The 25,053-nt window shown below is 54.0% G+C and carries 15 protein-coding genes; 12 read left to right on the plus strand and 3 right to left on the minus strand.

Features of this window, described 5'->3' with window-relative positions; translation table 11 throughout:
- Window positions 1-6 precede the first annotated feature (6 nt).
- Window positions 7-1,773: a purple acid phosphatase family protein gene (locus KK078_RS10375; protein ID WP_254090198.1), complete on the minus strand. Its 1,767-nt coding sequence runs from the start codon at window positions 1,771-1,773 to the stop codon at window positions 7-9.
- A 416-nt stretch (window positions 1,774-2,189) separates the two neighbouring features.
- Between KK078_RS10375 and KK078_RS10380 the strand changes: the two genes are divergently transcribed.
- From KK078_RS10380 to KK078_RS10390, 3 genes are all read left to right on the plus strand, one after another.
- Complete coding sequence (locus KK078_RS10380) at window positions 2,190-3,095, plus strand: SDR family oxidoreductase (RefSeq protein WP_254090199.1); 906 nt, start codon at window positions 2,190-2,192, stop codon at window positions 3,093-3,095.
- Window positions 3,096-3,280: 185 nt separating this feature from the next.
- Complete coding sequence (locus KK078_RS10385) at window positions 3,281-4,201, plus strand: helix-turn-helix domain-containing protein (RefSeq protein ID WP_254090247.1); 921 nt, start codon at window positions 3,281-3,283, stop codon at window positions 4,199-4,201.
- A 262-nt stretch (window positions 4,202-4,463) separates the two neighbouring features.
- A complete protein-coding gene (locus KK078_RS10390; RefSeq protein WP_254090200.1) occupies window positions 4,464-6,791 on the plus strand; it encodes a TonB-dependent receptor in 2,328 nt (775 codons plus the stop codon).
- A gap of 69 nt (window positions 6,792-6,860) precedes the next feature.
- Here the strand turns inward: KK078_RS10390 and KK078_RS10395 are convergent, their stop codons facing one another.
- On the minus strand, window positions 6,861-7,646 hold the full coding sequence (locus tag KK078_RS10395; RefSeq protein WP_254090201.1) for an XRE family transcriptional regulator: 786 nt from the start codon (window positions 7,644-7,646) through the stop codon (window positions 6,861-6,863).
- Window positions 7,647-7,957: 311 nt separating this feature from the next.
- On the opposite strand from KK078_RS10395, the gene dinB reads away from it, so the two are divergent.
- The 9 genes from dinB (at window position 7,958) to msrA (ending at window position 22,493) form a co-directional block, all read left to right on the plus strand.
- Window positions 7,958-9,145, plus strand: a complete 1,188-nt coding sequence (gene dinB, locus KK078_RS10400; RefSeq protein WP_254090202.1) for a DNA polymerase IV — start codon at window positions 7,958-7,960, stop codon at window positions 9,143-9,145.
- A gap of 17 nt (window positions 9,146-9,162) precedes the next feature.
- Window positions 9,163-9,699 (plus strand): 2'-5' RNA ligase family protein, encoded by a 537-nt coding sequence (locus tag KK078_RS10405; RefSeq protein WP_254090203.1) that lies wholly within the window; start codon window positions 9,163-9,165, stop codon window positions 9,697-9,699.
- Window positions 9,700-9,746: 47 nt separating this feature from the next.
- Window positions 9,747-11,885 (plus strand): DNA helicase RecQ, encoded by a 2,139-nt coding sequence (recQ, locus tag KK078_RS10410; RefSeq protein WP_254090204.1) that lies wholly within the window; start codon window positions 9,747-9,749, stop codon window positions 11,883-11,885.
- Window positions 11,886-11,914: 29 nt separating this feature from the next.
- The gene (locus KK078_RS10415) at window positions 11,915-14,956 is read left to right on the plus strand and encodes a DNA polymerase III subunit alpha (RefSeq protein ID WP_254090205.1); all 3,042 of its coding nucleotides are present in this window, start codon (window positions 11,915-11,917) and stop codon (window positions 14,954-14,956) included.
- Window positions 14,957-15,104: 148 nt separating this feature from the next.
- Complete coding sequence (locus tag KK078_RS10420; protein ID WP_254090206.1) at window positions 15,105-16,151, plus strand: LacI family DNA-binding transcriptional regulator; 1,047 nt, start codon at window positions 15,105-15,107, stop codon at window positions 16,149-16,151.
- 450 nt (window positions 16,152-16,601) lie between these two features.
- Window positions 16,602-19,010, plus strand: a complete 2,409-nt coding sequence (locus tag KK078_RS10425) for a glycoside hydrolase family 31 protein (protein ID WP_254090207.1) — start codon at window positions 16,602-16,604, stop codon at window positions 19,008-19,010.
- A gap of 34 nt (window positions 19,011-19,044) precedes the next feature.
- Entirely contained in the window at window positions 19,045-20,388 is a 1,344-nt protein-coding gene (locus KK078_RS10430; protein WP_254090208.1) for an MFS transporter, read from the plus strand.
- A gap of 196 nt (window positions 20,389-20,584) precedes the next feature.
- Complete coding sequence (locus KK078_RS10435; protein ID WP_254090209.1) at window positions 20,585-21,736, plus strand: hypothetical protein; 1,152 nt, start codon at window positions 20,585-20,587, stop codon at window positions 21,734-21,736.
- 112 nt (window positions 21,737-21,848) lie between these two features.
- Window positions 21,849-22,493 (plus strand): peptide-methionine (S)-S-oxide reductase MsrA, encoded by a 645-nt coding sequence (gene msrA / locus KK078_RS10440; protein WP_394370556.1) that lies wholly within the window; start codon window positions 21,849-21,851, stop codon window positions 22,491-22,493.
- Between the two features lie 609 nt (window positions 22,494-23,102).
- Here msrA and KK078_RS10445 read toward each other — a convergent pair.
- On the minus strand, window positions 23,103-25,046 hold the full coding sequence (locus KK078_RS10445; RefSeq protein ID WP_254090210.1) for a GAF domain-containing protein: 1,944 nt from the start codon (window positions 25,044-25,046) through the stop codon (window positions 23,103-23,105).
- Window positions 25,047-25,053 lie beyond the last annotated feature (7 nt).

The raw sequence follows: 25,053 nt of genomic DNA on the forward strand, positions 1-25,053 counted from the left end.
ATGCTATCATTTTTGCTTTTTACGAATGGTGAACGAATCTTTCAATATACCCTTGTCGTCAAAGGTGCGATAGTTCAAGACATTGCCCACGATATCTACCCGCTGGTAAAAATATCCGTCTTTGTATCGCATGGCGGCGTAAGGTTCGGTACCGATATCGTCGTGCTCGCTGGGAATGCTGATCGAAATGGTGTAGACGGTGCCCTGATCAAAATTATCGACCACCTTTCCTCCTGCCATCGGGTGAGACCGCATATAATAATGAATATGGCCGCCCATCACCAGGTCCACATGGTACTTGTCAAACAGCGGTACCCAGGCCTGCTGAATATCCTGGTAGGGTTCTTCGAAGTTGTACGGCGGAAAATGAAACATGGCAAACTTCCAGGAGGCCTTCGAGCGCTGAAGTTTCTCTTCGATCCAGGCGGTATGGTCGGTCACGTCGGAGGTAGCGTCGATCATAAGAAAGAGCGCGTCACCATACTCGAACGCATACGATGCCTCCGGCTCGACCCGTGGCGGGCCGTTGCGGGGCAGGCTAAAAAGATCATAGTACAACTGGGCGCCCAGGCCATCCTGACGGTCGTGGTTACCGGGTACGGGCATCAGAGGTTTCCGGGAAAATGCATCGCCCGCGTACTGAAACAACCGGTCCCATTCGTCGCGATACAGGCCGGTGCTGACGATGTCGCCTGCAATGGAGTAAAAAGTAATGTCTTTATGCTGCTGATCCGCCCGTGTTATCATTCGCCCGGAATCGGGAAAGCAATGGGTGTCACCGAACCAAATAAAAGAAAATCCCTTGGCGTAGGCCCCGGCCGTTTCGAAGGTCGCAACAGGTGACCGATCCTTTCCCTCCGTGCCAACCGTGTAGCCATAGGTTGTGCCCGGTGTCAGCGCCTGCAGCTGTGCGGTGTGCCGTTGGACGTACCGATCATTGTACAGCATCCGGTCTTGCAGCGTACTCGAAGCCGCTTTTGCTACCAATGTGTCCGTTGTACCGGTGATCCAATATTTTACGGTGCTCCCGGTCACCGCCGGGCGCGTACGCCATTGGATGTCCACGGTTGTCTGAGGGTCGCCACTCCAGGTCAGCATGACCTGATCCGGCCTGACGGATGAAGGGAAGAGTGTCTCGCGAAACGCGCCGACGACGTGCGCCTCGCGCGCCCGTCCTCTTACCGTAGTAAAAAGGGGTTGCCCTGCGAGCTCCGGCGGTACGACCGTCAACACCAGGCCGGGCCAGTCGTGGTATGTAAACGCTCCCACCTTCATGGGCACGGTGGGGAACTGCTCCGGAAACGCGTCCGTGATCTTCAGCTCATCCCCGGCATTCACCGGCCCTACGGAAACAAAATATACCGGCCGATGTTTATCGAATCCATTGATGCCAAGCTGCACCCACCCGGGCTCGAATCGTTTTTGCCATACCTCGTACTCATATTCTTCGTTTTTGACGATCTTTCCCGACCGGGAAAAACCGGCTTCCTCCAGCCAGAAGGGTATCGTCTGTTGCTCCTTATGCCGCATGAGCGACACGACCACGGGTACATTTACCCGAAAGTATTGATACCGTGTCGACAAGACCTTCTTCTCTTCGGATGTAAGGAACCCCAGCATAAAAGCGTCATCGATGCTATCGTATTGTATGGCCGGTATCTGTGCATACAATCTCGTGATGACGCTGTCCATTACTTCGCGCACCGACAACGCCGGTATTGTGTCGGATTTTCCGCCACAAGCATACAACAGGGGCCCCCATAGTAAACACATACATACCCTACGTAAAGACCCGTTTATCGTCATACCAATCATACTATTTTTTACTAATGTATACCGCTGCTGCCGGTGGGATTCCGTGCAATGCGTAAACGCCGGGCATATTCTTGCGAACATGTCCCGATCTACACGCCCATTCGATGGCCGCGCGTATCAAAGATAGCGGGGAGGGACCGGGCACATGTTTAACTTTGCGCAAGGGAAGGTTCAAAAAACGTCAATTTTCACTAGCACCGAGGATAACTTTATTTCCAACGGGCGACACACAATGATTGAATAATCACCTTCGCGGGGCGACACCCCGGTAATGGTCCCTTCTATTCCCTTTAGACTACAACAATCTGACTTTCGGCTACGTGCGCGTGCGCGTTGCCGGCGACTTTTGTATCAACAAAAGACAAAAACAAAATATGAACATCGTACTAACAGGATCAATAAGCAATGTGGGCAAACCGCTCGCTCAGGAATTGGTCAAAAAAGGTCATTCTGTTACTGTCATTACCAGTAAAGCGGAAAGAATAGAAGCTATCGAGTCTCTTGGTGCAACCGCTGCTGTAGGCAGTATGTTTGACGCCGACTTCCTTGCCGCAACGTTTACGGGCGCCGACATCGTGTACCTGATGGAGACACTCGATGCTGCCGGAGATTTCTTTGACAAAGACGTAGATTTCATAGGTGCCATCAGCCAGATCGGCGAGAACTACAAGCAGGCTGTTCTGCGCGCCGGTGTATATCAAATCGTCCATTTGAGCAGCATCGGTGCGCATAAGAAGCATGGATATGGCATTCTGGAATTTCATTACAACGTAGAGACCATCCTGGGACAGCTTCCCCGGGATGTCAGCATCAAGTTCATTCGTCCGGTGGGGTTCTTCACCAATTTGTTCGGGTTAATCCGAACCATCAAAACAAAGGGTGCGATCATTTCCAACTATGGAGGCTATAAGAAAGAACCTTGGGTAGCCCCTGCAGACATCGCCGCCGTCATCGCAGAGGAAATGGAGAACCCGTTTGCCGGCCGAACGATCCGCTACGTTGCAAGCGATGAAGTTTCGCCCAATGAAATAACCCATGCTTTAGGCAAGGCCATCGGCAAGCCTGACTTACAGTGGCAAGTCGTTCCTGATGAGCAGCTGCTGAACAACTGGCTGAGTATCGGATTCAATTCCCAAATCGCGCATGGCTTTGTGGAATTGCAGGCAAGCCAGGGAAGCGGCGTGTTATACGAAGACTACTATCGCCACGAGCCCACGTTGGGCAAGGTGAAACTGGACGCGTTTGCCAAACAGTTTGCTGCAGCGTACAACGCGGAATAAGCATAAACAACCGTCACTGACGCACGGGGATTCAACTACCCGTGCGTTATTTAATTATCGATTCAATGGAATTAAGGCTGAAATGAACCAGCCAATCTTCGTAAATTTAAAAATGAATCGTGACACCGAACAAACGAATCACGTCCGCACCGTTGCAGGATAATTATCAGGCAATCGAACTCATTATGACAAAAGCTAAAACCCAGAGGGTAAAAACGCTAACCGAATTTCACCGGCTCAGAGGCTTGCCTAAACCAGAGCACCCCTTGATCAGTGTTATTGATTATTCAAAAATCGTACGCCCGCCGGAGATCAGTCAAGTCAATTGGGTACTTGATTTCTATAACATTTCACTCAAGCGAGGCATAAATGCCAAGATGAAATATGGACAGCAGGAGTATGATTTCGACGAAGGTGTGATGTTCTTCATCGCGCCTAACCAGGTTTTCAGAATTGAAGCTGAACCCGGCGCAACGACAGATCAGTCGGGCTGGATGCTCCTGATCCATCCTGATTTCTTTTGGAATACGGGCCTGGCAAAGTCAGTCAGGCAATATGAGTTCTTCGACTATTCGGTGAACGAGGCATTGTTCGTGTCGGAAAAAGAAGAAACAATGATCCATCAGATCATTCAAAATATCCGGCTGGAATATCATTCCAATATCGACAAGTTTAGCAAACAGATCATCGTCTCACATATTGAAACCCTCCTGAGCTATGCCGAACGTTTCTATAACCGACAGTTCATCACCCGGGAGAAATCGAATCATCAGATATTAAATCGCCTGGAGAAACTACTTTCGGATTATTTCGACCATGAGAAAGTAAGCGCGAAAGGATTGCCTGTTGTCCAGGACATCGCTTTCGCGTTAAATGTTTCGCCCAAGTACCTCAGCACCTTACTCAAGGTGCTGACCGGAAAAAACACGCAGCAGCATATCCATGAAAAATTAATCGAGAAGGCCAAAGAGAAATTATCGACAACCCATTTGTCGGTCAGCGAAATTGCCTATGACCTCGGATTCGAGCATCCGCAGTCTTTCAGTAAGTTGTTCAAAACGAAGACCCGCCAATCTCCTTTGGAGTTCAGAGCTTCTTTTAACTAAAAGTTCATGGGAGAACACTGACAGTTCCGTCGTCGTTAATAGAGATCCGGATCTGTCAACATCCCTCTACCTCGCAGGTCACTTCCGTGGGGTGCTAATTACCTTATGAAGGGTAGTGATTTTTTATCGGTAAGGGTATTTTTTATAGAAACAGGAACCAAGTGTTTATAGACTCGCATTCTCATAACATCTTTGTGCGACAGGCAAGTCGATAAGCCAAATGATCTAATCTTATTTCTTTCATCCCCTCCTACCTATAACAATGAAAAGTATATTTTCAGCAGTCTTTGTACTGCTTTCATCTTTCCTTTTTGCGCAGAACAAGTCAGACGTCAAGGGGACTGTCCGGACTTCCGACGGACAACCCGCCTATAATGTCCATGTACGATTGAAGAACACCAATAAAGTGACAATCGCGGATGCCACCGGAACATACATGTTCAAAAATATAGACGCAGGGTTCTATACTATTGTTACGTCTTATGTCGGACTGGAGCCCAGGGAAACTCCTATAGAAGTAAAATCAAACGAAACCACGGTAGTCCCGGAAATTATCCTGAACGAGAATTCGACTTCCCTGCAGGAGATTATCGTCACCGGCGAGCGAAATAAGCTAAGCGAAAAGGAGTCCAACTATGTCTCCCGCATGCCTCTCAAAAACCTGGAAAATCCACAAGCATATTCTATCGTCAATGCCCGGATTATTGAACAACAGGTACTGACGAATTTCGACGACGCGCTAAAGAGTGCTGCCGGGGTGGTCTCCGGCGGATCACAGCCGGGCGTACGATCCTACTCCTATCTGCGTGGGTTCGATGAGCAAGCATTTTTTCGAAACGGAAAAATGCTTGGCAACTGGACTGAAAACGACATGGCGAACATCGACTACATCGAAGTCATCAAAGGCCCGTCGGGCACACTCTTTGGTGGTCATGGCCGGGCCAATTATGGCGGCGTAGTAAACCGTATTACTAAAAAGCCCTTCGACACCTGGGGTGGAAACGTGAGCCTCACCTCCGGCAACTACGCGTTCAATCGCCTCACCGCGGATATCAACACCCCGTTGGCGAAGGATGGTTCACTCCTGGGAAGAGTGAATACGGCTTACCGAAAAGAAAAGAGCTTTCAGGATTATGGATGGGCTGAGAGCTTCTTTATTGCGCCGGCATTTTCCTATAAGGCCAGCAATAAACTCACCCTTACCCTGGAAGCCGACCTCTTCAAGATCAAGGGCACCGAACGGCCCTTCGTCTCGGCCACCGGTATAACGAGCACAGATCAATTGAACGAAATCTCCAACGTATCCTTTACCACCAACGAAATCATTTACAACAAACAATCCTCCATACTGGCTGTCGATGCCGTGTATACGATAAGCGACAATTGGTCATCCACGACCTCGTACGCGTATTCCTATAGCCTGTATGCTCCCGACTATACAAGTGTTTTTATCAACGGAAACATGGCTGAGCGATCTGTCGGGTATGCACGCTACGATTATGATTACACCAGCGTACAGCAGTATTTCAATGGCGATTTTAAGGTTGGCGGCCTGCGAAATCGTCTGTTGGTTGGGCTGGATTACCTGGGCGAACGCGGTATCTATGCCGGCGGTTCTGCCCTTTACGATACCTTCGATTATCACAACGTGGCGCCTTACCTGACTGAACAGGATTTTGATACAACGATCGTATCGGCCACACCCTGGAAAGGAGTTGAAGAATCGGACCGGTACAGTATCTATGCGTCCAATGTCCTGGATATCACCTCTCAGTTACACGTCATGGCCAGCGTACGATACGAGTATTTTAAGACAAAAACTCCCAGCACTACGAAGATTAACGCGAACGACTCCGCCTATACGTTCAATCAGGGTGCCTGGACGCCTAAGCTGGGTATAGTCTATGAAGTATTGCCCAGCCGGCTGTCGGTGTTTGGCAACTATATGGGCGGGACAAAGAACATCAACAACTTCATGCGAAACGACGGGGCCGGCAACGGCGTGTTTCAGAAAGCTGTGGCGGAACGAGCCACGCAATGGGAAATTGGGATCAAATCTGTTTTGGTTGACGACCGGTTTTCTTTCATGGCAAGTTATTTCGATATAACGGTCGACAACAGGTTACGGTCTGACCCCACCAATCCGCTATTCAACCTGCAGGACGGCACCCAGGAAAACAAAGGCTTTGAAGTAGAATTCTTTGGCAATCCCGTGGCCGGCCTCAACATCATGGCCGGTTATGCCAATCTGGACGCAAAATATACAAATGGAACCAACGAGGGAAAACATGTGGCCTTTACGCCGAAAAATACTGTAAACTACTGGTTGAGCTATACCTTTCAACAGGGAGAAATAAAAGGTCTTGGTTTTGGATTTGGCGGAAACTACCGCAGTGACAGCTATCTGACGACGGAGAACCTGGTGGAGATTCCAGCGGTTCACACCCTGCATGCGACGGTATTTTATGAACAGGAGAAATACCGGATTGCCGTAAAAGCGGACAACCTGACAAATGAAACCTACTGGAGCAACTTTCTGAGCCCGCAGGCACCGCGGATCATCCGGGGGTCGTTGACGGTGAAGTTTTGAGGATCTTTACGCGGCTCTAAATAACAGAGGCCAGAAGCAGTGCTTCTGGCCTTCTCTATCGCGCTAACGCTATACTTTCTTTTTCTTCCCGCCTTCGCTTTGGAGGCGAACGAGCTGCAACGCCAACTGATCCGAAAGCGCCACGTTGTCGCTCGGTCCCTCGGGAAACTGGCTGGAGTAAAATCCTTTTGCTGCCCACAGTTCGAGCACGTCCGTGGACGCGACGGCGTATGGGGCGTATTGGCGGTTGTCGGACACCAGCAGGATCTTGCCTTCTTCGTCGTTGAAATTGAAGACGCGTTTAAAGACGATGCCTTCCTGGTTGGTGACCAATATATAGAGCTTGCCGTTCTTGATGGTGGCGACGTCTTCGACGTGCTCGCCGAAAATGATGCTGCCGGGCTGGATGGGAAGCATGGAGTCACCCTGGATCTCGAAGGCACGGTAGGTGCGGTTACGATTCAGCACGGGCAGGTTGATCTTGGGCAGGTCGCGGACGAATTCGGGGTCCTGGTAGCCGTTGAGGTAGCCGGCGGAGGCCTTTTGCATGACCAGCTCGACATTTTCCTTGCCGCTGGCGTCCATGGTAATGGCTAACACTTCTTTGCCGCGGCCGGGGCGCAGGTTCTTACGATCCTTTTCGGAGATCTTGCTAAGGTCCTGGCTGACGAGCGCGTCGAGGCTTACCTGGAAAATGCGCGTAAAGTCGAGCAGGGCGGGCAGCGGTGGGGTTGCGCGTTCCTCTTCATAAGCACCGATGGTGGCTTGTTTGAGGCCGAGCTTTTCTGCGAGTTGCTTTTGTGTCAACCCTTTCTCAGCGCGTAAGAACTTCAGATTCTGATTTACAGTGGCCATAGTTATCTACGGTAAGTGTATCGATGGGGTAAGGAAATGTATAGGACGTTCAGCACGTTCATTTATAGATCGATTTACACGATATCATTGACATTCACAATGCGTTAACAAAAACCACCTCCACCAGCGTCGCTGGCGGAGGCAGGTTTCCTAATGTTTCACGTCACCACAACGTGTCACTGTTCCACAAAAGAATATCTACAAGATGGCAAAATCAGCGTATTCTGTTTGTTTCCTACAATGATGGAACAAAGCTAAAAAAATTAGTTCAAAAACAAAAATCGAACTAATATTTTTAGTTATTTCGAGTCATGGATCGCAACATCATCCACTTTGACCTCGACGCTTTCTTTGTGGCGGTAGAATGTAAAAAGAACCCGTCGCTGAAAGGCCTTCCCCTGATCGTCGGGGGCAGCAGCCGTCGCGGGGTTGTCGCCGCCTGCAGCTATGAGGCGCGGCGCTTTGGTGTGCATTCCGCCATGCCCATGTACCTGGCGATGCAGCTCTGCCCCGATGCCCGCGTCATCTCCGGGGATATGGAGGCCTACAGCCAGAATTCACACCTTATTACAGAGATCATCGCCGACAAGGCCCCGCTTTTTGAAAAGGCTTCCATCGACGAGTTCTATATAGACGCCAGCGGCATGGACCGGTATTTCGGCGCCTTCAAGTGGGCGGTGGAGCTGCGCCGGCATATCATAAAAGAGAGCGGCCTTCCCATCTCCCTGGGCCTGTCGGTCAACAAGCTGGTTTCCAAAATCGCCACGGCCGAGTTCAAGCCCAACGCACAAAAGCAGATCCCGGCGGGCACGGAAAAGGACTTCCTGGCGCCCCTGGGCGTGGAGAAGATCCCGATGATCGGCAAACAGACGGCGACCTTCCTCTATGATATGGGAGTACGCACTGTAGCGACCCTGCGCGAGATGCCGATGAACTTCCTGATCAGCGCGTTTGGCAAGAATGGTGTTTCGCTTTTGAATAAGGCCAACGGCATTGACGACTCCCCCATCGTGCCGTATAGCGAGGCCAAGTCTATTTCCACCGAATCGACGTTCGATGCCGATACCATGGATACGGCCAGGCTCAAGTCCATCCTGATCGCCATGGTGGAAAAGGTAGCCTTCCAGCTGCGCGACCAGGGCAAGCTGACGTCGTGTGTCACCGTCAAGGTGCGCTATACCAATTTCGATACCGAAACCAAGCAAGTAAAGATACCCTATACCGCGTCGGACCACGTGCTGTTACAAACCGTCACGGCGCTGTTCGACAAACTTTATAACCGACGCATGCTGATCCGCCTGGTGGGCGTACGGTTGAGTGGGCTGGTGCACGGCAGCCACCAGATCGACCTGTTCAGCGACACGGCGGCCTCGGTCAACCTCTACGAGGCGATCGACTTCATCAAACACAAGCACGGCGCGGAGAAGCTGATCCGGGCGACGACCCTCGATGTCAGTCGCCGCGTGCGCATGGAGATGAACATGTTCAAAGGAAAATAATTAAACGACGAAGCGATATGAAACTCACGACAAAAACCGGCACCTCCGTAAAAGAATTATCGTTCATTATCTCTCCCCCGCCGCACATCCGCAGCGACGCGTTTGTGTTAAAAGACGACGTCCACTACCTCATCGGTCATCCGTTTACCGACCGGTACTCACGAGCACACATTTCATTGTTTAAATATAACGACGAGCACATGGACGACATGATCCGTTATGTCGCGGCCAAGGCCACCTATATGCGTCCGTTCAATGTCTTTGTAAAAGACCTGGCCGCGTTCCACCATGGCCGTTACCGCACCCTTTACCTGGACATTGTCAACAAATACCCCATACGCGACATGTTTGAAAAACTTGTGCGCGAAGATGCACACTTCACGCCCCACATCACCATCGCGCGGATGCTGTCACAGGAGGATTTTGAAAAATGCTGGCCGCACCTGGAAAACCTGCGCTACAGCCAGCATTTCCTGTGCGACCGCATCACGGTACTGGCGCGTGGCGACGGGCATTGGACACACTATCACGACATTATGCTCGGCGCCGAATAGCCCGGGTCACTCCTCTACATCATTTCCCAATTCGTTACCTTTATGCTATGAACCCGTTAGAGATCTTACAGAAACATTTCGGCTACTCCTCCTTCCGATTGGAGCAGGAGGCCATCGTCCGGGCCGTGCTGGCACAGCGCGACACACTTGTGCTGATGCCCACGGGCGGCGGTAAATCGTTGTGTTACCAGGTGCCCGCGTTGTGTTTTCCGGGCCTGACCGTTGTCATTTCCCCGCTCATCGCGTTAATGAAAAACCAGGTGGATGCGCTGCGTCTGAATGGCGTTCACGCGGCTTTCCTCAATTCCACGCAAACGCCGTCCGAGCAAAGCGCCGTTGTAGACGCGGCGCGTGCCGGCACGCTGAAGTTATTATACCTGGCGCCGGAGAGTACGTTCCTGAAAGAGCTGCCGCGCTACGCGGTCAGTTTGCTGGCCATCGACGAGGCGCACTGTATTTCCCACTGGGGGCATGACTTCCGGCCGGAGTACCTCAACCTGGCGCAGCTGCGCACCCTGTTGCCGAAGGTGCCGGTCATTGCGCTGACGGCTACCGCGGACCGGCAAACACGCAAGGATATTGTCGACAAGCTGTCCTTACAAAACCCCGCGATGTTCGTATCGAGCTTCAACCGCGCCAACATCCGGTACACCGTTGAATCAAAACAGCAGAGCGGCGAAAAGCTGCTGCAATTCCTCCGGTCGCGAGGTGACGACTCGGGCGTGATCTATTGTATGTCGCGCAACAGCACCGAAGAGATCGCGGCCTTCCTGACACGCGCAGGCTTTGAAGCGCTGCCCTACCACGCCGGGCTGGACCGCACAGTGCGAAGCCGTCACCAGGATCAGTTCCTGCGGGACGAGGTGAAGATCATTGTCGCGACGATCGCCTTCGGCATGGGCATCGATAAATCCAACGTGCGCTATGTGGTACACATGGACCTGCCCAAAAGCATTGAAGGATATTACCAGGAAACGGGCCGGGCCGGTCGCGATGGCCTGGACAGCGAAGCGCTGCTGTTCTACTCCTATGGCGATGTGACCAAGCTCAAACGGTTGGCCCACGTGCCCGACAACGAGGCGCAGACGGAGATCGCCTACAACAAGCTCGATCAGATGGCGGCCTATGGCGACCTGCGCAGTTGCCGGCGCCGCTACCTGCTGCAATACTTCGACGAGCCCGCGCCGGCGCACTGCGGCAACTGCGATGTCTGCCTGGCGGAACACGAGCAGATCGATGCCACGATCCTGTCGCAAAAGGTACTCTCGGCGGTCAGCCGGTTGCAGGGACGCTTTGGCGCAGGCTACGTGATCGATTTTTTGCGCGGCTCGCAGGCGACCCGGATCCAGGAGTTTCACAAGAAGCTGCCCACGTACGGCATCGGCGCGGACGTGAGCAAGAATGACTGGCACGATGTGATCCGCGAGCTGATCGCACAAGGCTACCTGGCCAAGGCCGATGGGCAATATCCACTGCTCCAGCTCACCGACCGCAGCGACGACGTATTGCGTCGTGCCACTACGGTATTGTGGCGCCGGCCGCTGGCACGTGCCGTCGAGCACGAGCCTGCCACCGTAGAAGAAGCCGCGCCGGCGTATGATACTTCGTTGTTCCAGCAGCTAAAAGACCTGCGGCGCCGGCTGGCGGCAGCCGACAATGTACCGGCCTATATTGTCTTATCGGATGCCACCTTACAGGAGCTCGCCTCCTATTTGCCGCACGGCCGGGAGGAGTTCAGCCGCATCTCCGGCTTTGGCCAGCAAAAGCTGGAGCGCTATGCGGATGCGTTCGGTGAGATCATTACGAACTACTGCGCCCGGCAGGGACTTACCTCCCGCATACACCTCAAGACCCGCAAGCGTTCCCAAAAGACTTCGAACGAGCGCGACAACGACACCAAGCAGCAGACGCTCGATCTGTTCAATAAGGGCTACGCCATCGAGGCCATTGCCGCGGCGCGTGAGCTGAGCCCGGTCACGATCGAAAATCACCTGGCGTTTTATGTGCAGCAAGGACGTGTCCCCCTCGAGTCCCTGGTCGAGAAGGCGAAACTTCCGGCCATTCGCGCCGCCATCAAGCAGAGCGGAGGGCTGATGTTAACACCGATCAAAGACATTCTCGGTGACGCTTATAGCTATCGCGAAATACGCATGACGGTTGCCGCGCTGAATGCGCGTGGTCAGTAATCTTATTTTCACCACCACCCCCGTTGAGCATGTACCTGAACTGTCACACCGCGTTTAGTTTTCGATACGGCACATTGACGGTCCAGAAGCTGTTTGAAGAAGCCCAGCGGTGCGGCGTCCATAAACTGGTACTGACCGAGATCAACAATACCGCGTCTTACCTGGAGATGCTGCGGTTGTGTCACGCGTACAAGCCCGGCGCCGGTGGACTGACACACTATGGAAAAGAGCCATACGTACTCGACATCGCCGTGGGCGTGGAATGCCGCGGCGACGAGAATACGCTGCTATACATTGCCATTGCCCGCAACAACGCCGGCTTTGAAGAGCTCAACCGATTCCTGTCCCGCTACCATCGCGAAGGCAGGACACTGCCGCCACGGGCGCCAGTGTTTGACAACGTTGTGATCATATATCCCTTCGGGCGGTACGCGCCGGAGCTGCTACGGCCGCAGGAGTACGTCGGTGTGCGACCGCAGGATCTCGGGCCGCTGACATTGTATGCCCCCTACCACGAGTATAAACACCGGTTTGTTGCGCTGTGCCCGGTGACGTTTTCCGGCAAGACCGATTTTAACATGCACCGCCTGCTGCGGGCGATGGCCAACAATACCCTGTTGAGCAAGCTCCCGAAAGCGCAGGAAGCGCAACCCGATGAGATCATGTTGCCGCCGGCGGAACTGCGGGCACGGTATACGCGCTTTCCCGACCTGGTCGCGAACGCGGAAGCGCTGCTGGCACAATGCTCGCTGGACCTGCGCCCCGGCGGCGATAAGAATAAAAAGCACCTGCGCGGCAGCCGGGCAGCAGACCTGGCCTACCTTACCGCAGAGGCCTGGAAGGGATTTGCGCGCCGGTATCACCACGCCGACGAGGCCATCGTGCGGGCACGGATCGAAAAGGAGCTCGACATCATCGACAAAAAGGCTTTTGCTTCCTATTACCTGATCGCCTACGAGCTGACTCAATACGCCACGCAGCGCGGATACGACTATGTGGGCCGCGGCAGTGGTGCCAACAGCGTGGTGGCGTATTGTCTGGGGATCACCAACGTTGATCCGATCAAGCTGGACCTCTACTTCGAGCGGTTCCTGAACGAAGAACGCGCGTCACCTCCCGACTTCGACCTGGATTTTTCGTGGGACAACCGCGATGAGATCTATCAGCACCTCTTTGACCTTTATGGCGAGGAGCACGTCTGTTTACTCGGCACGCACGTGACCTACCAGCGACGCTCGCTGTTGCGGGAGCTGGGCAAAGTGTTTGGTTTGCCGAAGGACGAGCTCGAAGCGCTGGCCGACCGCAACGAATATACACCTGATCGTGAAGACATCGCGCCGCTGATCCTGCGCTATGCAGAGCGCATGAAAGACCTGCCGTCAAACATGTCGATCCACGCGGGTGGCGTGCTGATCACGGAAGAACCGATCTACCGGTATACTACGCTGGAGTTTCCTCCCAAAGGTCTGCCGGTGTCACATTTTGAAATGCACAACGCCGAAGACTTCGGCATCTTTAAATTCGACATTCTCAGCCAGCGAGGCCTGGGCCACCTCAAAGAAACCGTGCGGCATGTGAAACGCAACCAGGGCCGGGACGTGGACATCTACCAGTTCGAGGCCTTTACACAGGACGAAGGCATCAAGGACCTGATGCGTACCGGTCGGACCATGGGTTGTTTTTATGTGGAGTCGCCGGCCATGCGGATGCTGCTCGGCAAGTTGCGCTGTGACGATTACCTCACCCTGGTGGCCGCCAGCTCGATCATACGGCCGGGCGTTGCCAGCTCGGGCATGATGCGCACCTACCTGGAGCGCTTTCACGCCGTGCGCCGCGGCCAGGCGTATGCGTCCATTCACCCCATGATGGACGAGCTCATGCGCGATACGTTCGGTGTGATGATCTACCAGGAAGACGTGATCAAAGTGGCGCACCACTTTGCCAAGCTTACGCTGACGGAGGCTGATGTCCTGCGCCGCGGCATGTCGGGAAAGTATCGCTCACGCGAAGAATTCCAGCGGGTAGCCGACCGGTTTTACGCATCGTGCCGTGCGCAAGGCTATGACGAAGCGGTGATCAAACGGGTCTGGTATGAAATTGAGAGCTTTTCCGGATATTCCTTTGCGAAAGGGCACTCGGCGAGCTATGCGGTCGAGAGCTATCAAAGCCTTTTCCTCAAGGCGCATTACCCACTGGAGTTCATGGTGGGCGTCATCAACAACTTCGGTGGCTTTTATAAGACAGAGTTTTACTTTCATGAGGCCCGGATGCTCGGTGGACAGATCGCGCCGCCGTGCGTGAATCACAGTGGCTACCTGACGACCATCGAAGGGCAACAGCTCTACATCGGGTTTGTGCACGTGAAGAGCCTGGAGGAAAGGATTGCGCGGGAGATTCAAGTGGAGCGGGCGCGTCACGGGGTGTATACCAGCCTCGATAATTTTCTACAGCGTCTGCCGCTGGGGTTGGAACAGGTGCGGGTGCTGATCCGGATGGGGTCGTTCCGGTTTACGGGCAAAAGCAAACAGCAGCTGCTCTGGGAGGCGATGTTGTTCTTCGGGCAATCGCGCACGAAGCAGCCGGCGGGCATGCAGACGTTGTTTGACACGGCGCCGAAAGAATATCCGTTACCGACGCTGCAGCGCAATGCGCAGGAAGATGCCTTTGATGAGATCGAGCTGTTGGGATTTCCGTTGTGTGATCCGTTTCAGCTGGTGTCGGGCGGACATACGGGCGATACGACCGCCGGGGAGCTGGCGAACCGCGTGGGGAAGCGCGTGTCGATCCTGGGATATGTGGTCACGACAAAGAACGCCTGGACGCAAAAGCACGAGATGATGTACTTCGGGACATTTTATGACCTGCAGGGTGAAGTGTTTGATACCGTACATTTTCCAATCGTGGCCCGGCAGTTTCCGTTCCGCGGGCGGGGGTTTTACTTTATCGAGGGGAAAGTCGTGGAAGATTTTGGGGTGCCTATGATCGAGGTGATGGGATTCGAGAAGGTGCCGATGATCGATAAACGGGCCGAGCTCCCGGAGCTGCCAGGCGCAGTTGCGGGAAGGGAATAGTCTCGGAAAATGGGGGTCTTGGACGGAAAAAGCAGTGTAAAAACACACCAAACCGCAACCGGAATCGGAGTCGCATTCGTTTGCGATTTTTTAAAAAAAGTTGCACAAACGTTGCGGAGAATCCCGGAAGAGTTCCTAAACTTGTGCTATGAAGTACAATCAGGTTACCATTAAGGACATTGCCCGCGAGCTGGGCATATCTCCTTCGACCGTTTCCCGAGCGTTGAAAGACCATCCGGACATTAGTCCGGAAACGAAGAAAGCTGTCAACGAGCTGGCCGAGAAACTGAATTATCAACCCAACATAGTCGCGCTAAGCCTGCGTCAAAGCAAGACCAATACGATCGGGGTGATCATCCCGGAAATTGTTCACTTTTTCTTCTCGACCGTGATCAGCGGTATAGAAGATGTGGCCTACAGCGCCGGGTACAACGTCATTATCACACAGTCGAACGAATCCCTGCAACGCGAGAAGACCGACATCAAGGCGTTGTTCAACAGCCGTGTGGACGGCATGCTGATCTCCCTGTCGCGCGAAACAAACAGCTTTGAACACATCGACGCCACGATGGCGAAAGGTGTTCCGATGGTGTTCTTTGACCGCGTATATGACTCGGCAAACTCCAGCAAAGTGATCGTAGACGACCTGAGCGGCGCGAAAGATGCTACCCAGCACCTGATCGACCAGGGTTGTAAGCGCATTGCCCACCTGGAAGGCCCGCCGAACCTCGATATCACCAAACAGCGTTTGGAAGGTTTCCGCGAGGCGTTAAAAGAAAACAACCTGCCGGTGTACGACGACTTGATCGTCAGCTGCCCGCAAGGCACGATCGAAGAAGGCAAGGCTGCGGCAGAAAAACTGCTGAAGATGGCCAATCCGCCGGATGCGATCTTCTCAACAAACGACCCCGCCGCGATGGGTGCCATGCAGGCTATCAAAGAGGCCGGTCTGAAAATACCACAAGATATTGCCGTGGTAGGTTTCAGCAACTGGTTCTTCAGCTCGCTGATGGATCCGCCGCTGACGTCGGTTGATCAGCCCGGTTTTGAAATGGGTCAGGAAGCAGCCAAGCTGCTGATCCGTCAGATCGAGGTGAAGTCGAAGGAACATATCGATCCGACGCCCGAGACGAAGCTGCTCAAGACCCGCCTGGTCGTGCGCGACTCTTCGTTGAAGTCAGGGAAGAAAAAATAAGTCTTTTGAGTTTTTGAAGTTTAGGAAAGGCCGCCTGAAAGGGCGGCTTTTTTTATTATCTTCCGTGTGTCTGCCTGGGATCAGGCATAGTAGTCGCAGTCTTCGACCACACTTAAAGCATAGTTAAAGCATACTTAAAGCAGCCGCCTCTATCGTGCCTTAACTGTGCTTTAAGTATGCTTTAACTATGCTTTATCCATGCCGTATACGTGGCTTTGACTGGGCTTTAGCCCGCTGTCCCGGACGGTTGCTGTCGACGTGAATCGGTGATCCCGGCGCGGTGTTACGCGAAACGCCGGCGTGCCACCGTGCCAGCTTCTGAGGGTTTCAGCCGGTTGCGAGGTGATCGCTCACTAGTTACCGCAATCGATTTCTGTTTTTTAGTCTGGTTGTGCCGTAGGTTTGTTGGTGTGAATTAATTTTACTTGACACGGTAAACGCCACGATCACATGACCCTTAAGATGAAACGTACGCTCAATCAGAGCCTGGGAGATATTACTTCCTGGCAGCGTGAAGCTGCCGGTGTGCAGGGAGAAACCAGCTATGGTAAGTTCCGTGTACAATGCTACAACGACCACATCGCACGTATCAGCGTGACACGCGACGAAGCCTTTGAAGATTTTTCGTATGCCGTCGTCGCTTCGCCGCTGGGTGCTCCTACCCTGACGGAACTATCGGGATTTCTGGAATTGCGCACAAACGCCTTCGTGCTCAAGATCAGTACCGCGCCGGTGCGTTTTAGCTTTTACACCCTGCAAGGCCAGCCCATCAATGAAGACGATGCTGCGTTTGGCACGAGCTGGAACGGCGAGCAGGTGACGACGTACAAGAAGATGCAAGCGGGGGAACGCTTCATCGGCCTGGGCGAAAAGACAGGGCCGCTCGATCGTAAAGGACAAGGGTATCAAAACTGGGCGACGGATAGTTTTGCCTATTCTCCCGGCCAGGACCCGCTGTATTGCTCCATTCCCTTCTACATCGGCGTACACAACGGGGTGGCCTATGGGATCTTCTTCGATAACAGCTTCAAATCGTTCTTCAACTTCGGGGCGTCGAACAATCGCTTTGCCAGCTTTTATGCCGACGCGGGCGAGATGAATTATTACTTCATCCACGGCAGCTCGGTTGCGGAGATCATTCGGCACTATACACACCTGACGGGCCGCATGGAGCTGCCGCCGCTGTGGAGCATCGGCTATCAGCAATGCCGTTACAGTTATTACCCGGACAAGGAAGTGTTGAACCTGGCACGCACGTTTCGCGAGAAGGACATTCCGGCCGATACGATCGTGTTCGACATTCACTACATGGACCAGTATAAGATCTTTACCTGGAACAACCGCGACTTTGCCGACCCTGAGATCCTGCTGACGCAACTGCGCGACATGGGCTTCCACGTGGTCGTGATGTGCGACCCGGGCATCAAGGTCGAAGAAGGGTACGCTACGTATGACGCGGGCATGCGTGAGAACATCTTTATTCAGTATCCCGATGGCACGCCCTACACGGGGCAGGTATGGCCGGGGTGGTGCCACTTTCCCGACTTTTCCAACCCGCGGGCGCGCGCCTGGTGGCAGGAGCAATTCAAGGAATATGTGGCCCTCGGCGTCGACGGCTTCTGGAACGACATGAACGAGATCGCCACGTGGGGCCAGATGCTGCCCGAGCTCATGACGATGGACTTTGAGGGCCAGCAGGCCACCATGCGCCGCGGCCGGAACCTCTACGGGCTGCTCATGGCCCGCAGTACGTACGAAGGGACCAGGGCGCTGCTGGGCGGGCGGCGACCGTTCAACCTGACACGCTCGGGCTATGCGGGTGTGCAGCGCTATGCCGCGGTATGGACGGGCGACAACGTGGCCTACGACGAGCACATGCTGCTGGGCGTGCGCCTGGTGAACAGCATGGGCCTGTCGGGCATTGCCTTTGCGGGATACGATGTGGGCGGCTTTGTGGGCGATGCCAACTCCAAGCTGTTTGCCCGCTGGGTGTCGATCGGTACGTTCTCGCCGTTCTTCCGCGGGCACTCGATGATCAACAGTCGCGACTCCGAGCCGTGGGCGTATGGCGAAGAGGTGGAGCAGATCTCGCGCAACTACATCAAGCTGCGGTACCAGCTCCTGCCCTATCTCTACTCGCTCTTCCACGAAGCCAGCGAAACGGGCATGCCCGTGCAGCGGTCGCTGGCGATCGACTATACACACGACTGGAAAGTATACGACGGCCAGTATCACAATCAATACCTGCTCGGCCCGTCGTTGCTGGTGGCTCCGGCCGAAAGCACGAAAGAGTTCATCAAGGTATATTTGCCGGAGGGCGACTGGTACACGCTGTATACCGGTCACAAACACGCCGGCCACGCCGAGGTCATTACCGAATGCCCCGTGCATCGCCTGCCGGTATTCGTCAAGGCGGGAGCGCTGATTCCCCTAAAGCCGGCGGCGCCCAATACACAGACCGTCAGCGAGCTGCTGACGCTGCATGTGTATACGGGCAAACATGATTCGACGTTTGTCTATTATGAGGACGACGGGGCGACGTTCGATTATCAAGCGGGGATTTATGCCAAGCGTCAACTGGCCTACTACGCGGCGGAGCGCAAGCTGGTGCTGGGCACCACGGAGGGCACATACGTTTCGCCGGTGAAGAAGCTCAAGATCGTGTGGCACGGGCTGGACGAGCATCCCACCGAGGCCCTGGTACAAGGCGAGCCCATCGTGATCCATCCGGATGTGAGCCAGTTCCTGGGCGCGCTGGAGAAGTTCGATCCGTTCTTTGATCCCGAGCCGGCACCCCAGGAGGCCGTCTATAGCGCGGAGATGGCGTATCCCGCCGGGGAGATCGTGATCCGGTGGTAAAAATCCGTATATTCAATCGTTTGAACCTGACCTGATGCAACCTACCGCCGTCCTTTCCAAGCCCCGTTTGTCGTTCTGGCAAATCTGGAACATGAGCTTTGGCTTTTTTGGTATCCAGTTCGGCTTTGCCTTGCAGAACGGCAATGCCTCGCGCATACTCGGCATCTTCGGGGCCGACGTGGAGCATCTGTCGTGGTTCTGGCTGGCGGCGCCGCTGACGGGCATGATCGTGCAGCCCATCATCGGCTATTACTCCGACCGTACCTGGACACGGCTCGGGCGGCGGCGCCCGTACTTCCTGGGTGGCGCACTGGCCGCCTCCCTGGCCATGTTGTTCATGCCGAACGCCAACGTGCTGGTACATGCGTTGCCCACGTTATATGCCGCAGCCGGCATTCTGATGATCATGGACGCTTCCTTCAACGTTGCCATGGAGCCGTTCCGCGCGCTGGTGGCCGACCTGCTGCCTTCCGACCAACGTACGCTGGGCTTTTCTATTCAGACATTTCTGATCGGCCTGGGCGCTGTACTAGGCTCGTTCCTCCCTTCTATCCTTGCTTCCTTCTTTGGGCTCGACGAAGCGTTGCCGAAAGGCGAAGTGCCCTTTTATCTTTCTCTCTCTTTCTATATCGGTGGCGCGGTGTTTCTGCTCGCCATTTTATGGACGGTGCTCACGACGCAGGAGTCACCCTACCAGCATCAGGAAGCAACGGAGGGGCAAGGGCACGGGCTGCGCCAGATTGCGGCTGACTTTGCCGCCATGCCCCGCACGATGCGGCAACTGGGCCTGGTACAGTTCTTCTCCTGGTTCGCGCTGTTCTCGATGTGGGTGTTCAGTACGCCCGCCATTGCGACACACGTGTATGGGTTGGCTGCCAGCGACACATCATCGGTGGAGTACCAGCGTGCCGGCAACTGGGTCAGCTCGTTGTTTGGTGTTTACAATGCTGTGTCGGCGGTGTATGCGTTGCTCCTGCCCTACCTGGCGTTGAAGCTGGGCCGCCGGGCCACGCATTCGTTCTCGCTGACGGCCGGCGGCCTGGGGCTTATTTCCATCTATTTCATTCACGATCCTGCATGGCTGGTATTATCGATGGTGGGCGTCGGCATGGCGTGGGCCAGCATCCTGGCGATGCCCTATGCCATCCTGGGTGGCGCGCTACCGGCCCATAAGATGGGGCTTTACATGGGGATCTTCAATTTCTTCATTACCCTGCCGCAAATCGTAAACGGCATTATCGGCGGCCCCGTAGTGAAATACCTGTACGGTTCGCAGGCCATCTATGCGCTGGTCACTGCGGGTGTCTGTCTGCTGCTGGGGGCCGTCAGCGCGCGGTTTATTGATGACTCCGACGACCATACGCAGCGGGCTGTATAAAAGGCGGGCCGATACGTTCGGCATGCAGCCTGTCTTGGGCAGCCACCCCGCCAAAGCGATCTAAAAGGTGTTTTTCCGGGTCAAAAATTACATCGCCGTACCGGACAGGTGTCACATTGCTGTTTACTTTTTCGTGCCCGGCTGATTAACTTTGGTCTATTATTTGACTGACCTCTCTTATACACCTACCATATCTATGCAAACCGGACGTTTACGTTTCACACCTCTTTTTCTCCTTATCGCCCTTGTTTATTTTTCCTGCGGCTCGGCCAAGAAGGCGTACGAGCGCGGTGATTATTACGGCGCCGTCATGAAGGCCGTGAACAAGCTGCGCAGCAATCCTGATCACTCCAAATCGCTGGACGCGCTCAAGAACGCGTATCCGCTGGCGGTCGAGTATTTCCAGACCCAGGCCCAGAACGAGATCGCCTCGAACGCTGCCTTTAAGTGGAAGAACTCCATTCAGTATTACAACTCCATCAACCAGATGTACGACGCCATCCGTGCGTGCCCGGGTTGTATGAAGGCTGTCAAGAACCCGATAAACGTTTATGCCGAGATCGGTCCGCTGAAAGAGAAGGCGGCCGAAGAAAGTTACAACGCGGGCATAGACGCCCTGATGAAAGGCAACCGGAACGAGGCCAAGAAAGCCTACTACAGCTTTGCCGACGCCCAGAGCTTTGTGCCGGGCTATAAGGACGTGATCGAATACCTGGACAAAGCGAAGGAGGAAGCTACGCTGATCGTGGTGCTGGAGCAGATCCCCGTGCCGGCGCGTTACAACCTGAGCGGTGGTTTCTTCCAGGATAAGATCGAAGAATTTGTCCGCACCAACTATACGGAACAGACCTTTATCCGTTTCTATACACCCGAGGAGATGAAGACGATCCGCCTGAAGCGCATCGACCAGATCATGCGTGTGCAGTTCGATGATTTTTCGGTGGGCAATTCAAACATGAAAGAGAAGGAAGAGACCTTCACAAAAGACAGCGTGAAGGTGGGCGAAGCCAAGGTCGCCGGCAAGACCGTGCCGGTATACAACACGGTTAAAGCCAAATACACCACCTACCGCAAGGAGATCGTTTCCTCGGGGCTGCTCAGCATGGTGGTGATGGACGGTAAGACCAACGGCGTACTGGCGCACCAGAAGTTCAACGGTCAGTATGTGTGGGTAAGCCAGTGGGCCCGCTTTAACGGCGATGACCGCGCGCTGACCAGCCAGCAGATCGCCCTAACCAAACAACGTGAGCAACAGCCGCCGGTGGCCCAGGACCTGTTCCTGGAGTTCACCAAGCCGATCTATAACCAGCTGATCCCGGCCATCAAGGGATTCTATCAGAACTACTAACGCCGTTCCTGGCGTATACGGTCTTTGCCCGGGTTCCCTTTTTCTGAAAACGGGGATCCGGGCAAACCATTTTTACCGTATTTAGGTTTTTATGACTAAACACGGACTCCTTATGAAATTCGGATTATGGGCAACGATCCTGGCACTGCTGGTCGCCGGGAGCTCGTGCGGACAAAAGCAAAAACAAGCGACAACGATGACAAACAAACCTGTAAAAGAGGGCCTGGCGGTAGCAACCTTCGGGTCCGGTTGTTTCTGGTGTACAGAAGCTGTCTTTCAAAACCTGGAAGGTGTCGAACGGGTAGAGTCGGGCTACTCCGGCGGTAAGGTAAAGAACCCTACTTACAAAGAAGTGTGCAGCGGACTCACCGGCCATGCCGAAGTGATCCAAGTGTACTACGACCCGGCAAAGGTCGGCTATGACGAGCTGCTGGAAGTGTTCTGGAAGACGCATGACCCCACGACGCTGAACCGTCAGGGTGCCGACGTGGGCACACAGTACCGTTCGGCGATCTTTTATCACAACGATGAGCAGAAGCAGCTGGCGGAGAAGTATAAACAAGAGCTGGATAAATCCGGTGCGTTCGATGCGCCGATCGTCACCGAGATTGCACCGTTCGAAGTATTCTATAAAGCGGAAGACTACCATCAGAACTATTACAACCTGAACGGCAGCGCACCCTACTGCTCGTTCGTTATCCAGCCCAAGGTGGAGAAGTTCAAGAAGGTGTTTAAAGACAAGCTGAAAAAATCTTAACTTTTTTTAAACCTGATGAAACCTCGCACTACGGTCTCCGTTAGTATACAGTGAGTAGAGTAATTCTTCTCATAGGTTTAGGTTTAGGTAAACAAAAGAGCCCAGAGACGCTGGGCTCTTTTGCATTTATATAGTTTCCCATTCTTCGGTTATATATCATCTCTATATTCCATCTATTGGGCCTTTCGAACACTTTACCGAAGAATGTACTGAATCGTCTACATTCCACAATACGTGTATGCACACCTCCGGCGGCATGCCTGGGCATGATTTTCGGTACCCTATAATTTACACGGGTGCGTGCATCGTGTGTTCATGTGTATACCGGACTTCACCGGCATCGTTGCCGCTGCGTGGCAAACGTAGGGGCTATGCTTTTTCTGGACGGCGGAATGAGGTTCGCCTCTTCTGAGGGTCGTTCGTCTGCCGTATATTGATCTTATCCGGAAGATCTCTGTATGCTATCTTTCTTATGCAAACGGTTTGCTGCGCTGATCCCGACTCCTGGTTGGATCTTGCGACAAACACGATACCGTTCTAAAAGCAGAAGCCCGAAGCTCTTGGTAGAACTCCGGGCTTCCGTATCCTGACGATTGTCAGCGGTATGTCTTACTTCAATTCGTAGGCGATCTCCATGATCTTCACCACCTCGCCCGAGCGGTTCTTGATCGGCGAGAAAGTCGAACGGATATTGATCAGCTCACCTTTCCGGTTCTGGCGTTTGAAGGCGCCCTTCTTGGGATAGCCGTTGGCCAGATCTCTCCAGAACTGACGGTAGTCTTCGCCGTTCTTCTCTTCTTTGGATGCCAGGATGCGGTGATGCTCGCCGAGCACTTCGTCCTGCGTGTATCCAAAGAGCTCCAGGAAGTTGCTGTTCACTTTTACGATCGTACCATCGGGGTTGTAGTCTGCTACGGCCAGCGAACCGTGGATGGCGTTGAGCGTGCTTTCGGTCTCGCCCTGGCTGCGCTGCATTTCTTCCTGGGTGGCTTGCAGCTCTTCCATATTCTGGCGCATTTCTTCCTCCTGCGCGCGCATCTGTTCGGTCATCTCCTGCGACTCTTCCAGCAGGCGCTGGGTGCGGGCGTTGATCTTCACGGACGAGATGGTCGACGCAATGCTCTCGGCGATCTTCTGTACAAATTCGATCTCGAAGTCGCGGAACTCTGTAAATGAAGCGATCTCCACGACACCAAAGATCTGGTCGTTCACCTTCAGCGGTACGATGACCACGGCGGTGGGATTGGCATCCCCCAAACCAGACACGATGCGTACGTAGTTCTGCGGCACTTCCGTGAGGTATACGGTGTCGCCTTCCTGCCAGGCCTGACCGGCCAGGCCTTCGCCGCGGTGAATCTTATGGTTGAGATATTTCTTTTTATCCCAGGCATAACATGCCTTCATGGACATGGTCGGCTCTTCGTCTGCTGCGGTGTCGTCCACAATATAGAGGGCGCCCTGGTTGGCTTTGAGGTATTTTACCAGGTTGCCGATAATCTCGTCGGCCAGTTTGTTCAGGTCGCTGTTGTTGGTACGAAGGATCTCGCCGAATTTGGCCTGACCTTCTGTTGCCCAGTTACGCTTCTTATCATCTTCGGCCACCTTCGAGAGGTTGTCGCGCATGTTGATCAGGGCGTTACCCAGTACGTCGTGCTCGCTGAGCGGCTGGAACTCCGTCTGATAGTTGCCGTTACCGATGTTTTCGGCAAAGAGGCTGGTGGATTTCAAGCCGGTAACAAGGTTGTCCATGGCCACGGCCATTTCGCCGATCTCGTCGTTGCTGACATTGGCTTGTTTATCTTCTACGAGCTCACCACGGCCGAGCTTCACGACCACGTTCTTGAGGAAGTTCACCGGGCGGGTAATGGCGCGCATCAGGAAGATGGCGCTCAGCAGGCCGATCACGATGATGCCGGCGCCGAGAATAAGTGTATAGTTACGCAGGCTCTTGATCGAGCTGATCACATCCTGGTCGGATTGATCGGTCACCTTGCTTTGCTGGGCGTCGATATGGTTCAGGCGACGGATCAGATCGGAAGTACGCGGAATGATCTGGCTTTCGATCACGTCTTCGGCCAGGAGCTTGGTGATGGGGTCTTCGTAGTTCTCAAACGACTGGAGGGGAGCCATGATGGACTCCTTCTGAATGTTGATGAGTGTATCGAACTTGAGGAATACGGTATCCATGGCGCGGCGTTGCTCTTCCGACTCCCACTTGGGCATGAGCTTGGTGAGCTTGTCGTAGAGGGCCGGGTAGTCGGTCTTCTGAAGTGCCTTGAGGGCTTCTTTATCTTCCTGGTTGGTTTGCAGGTACACCCAGTTGGTGACGAGCATTTTGGACCGCGTCACCAGGAGGACAAAGTCCTGAATGGCCTCTTGTGACGGACGGTAGTTTTCGCTGGAGCTGTTAACAACGCTGTCGATCCCGTTACCCTTCCAAAAAATGATGGCGCCATTGACAATGAACAGCGCGATCAGAATGATGAAACCACCGAGTATCTTGTTGCCGATGGTTAATCGAAGACGCAACTTCTTCTGTTCTTTTTCTTCCATAGGTTAG

The organism is Dawidia soli, from assembly GCF_018598185.1.
Classification (GTDB): Bacteria; Bacteroidota; Bacteroidia; order Cytophagales; family Cyclobacteriaceae; genus Ohtaekwangia; species Ohtaekwangia soli.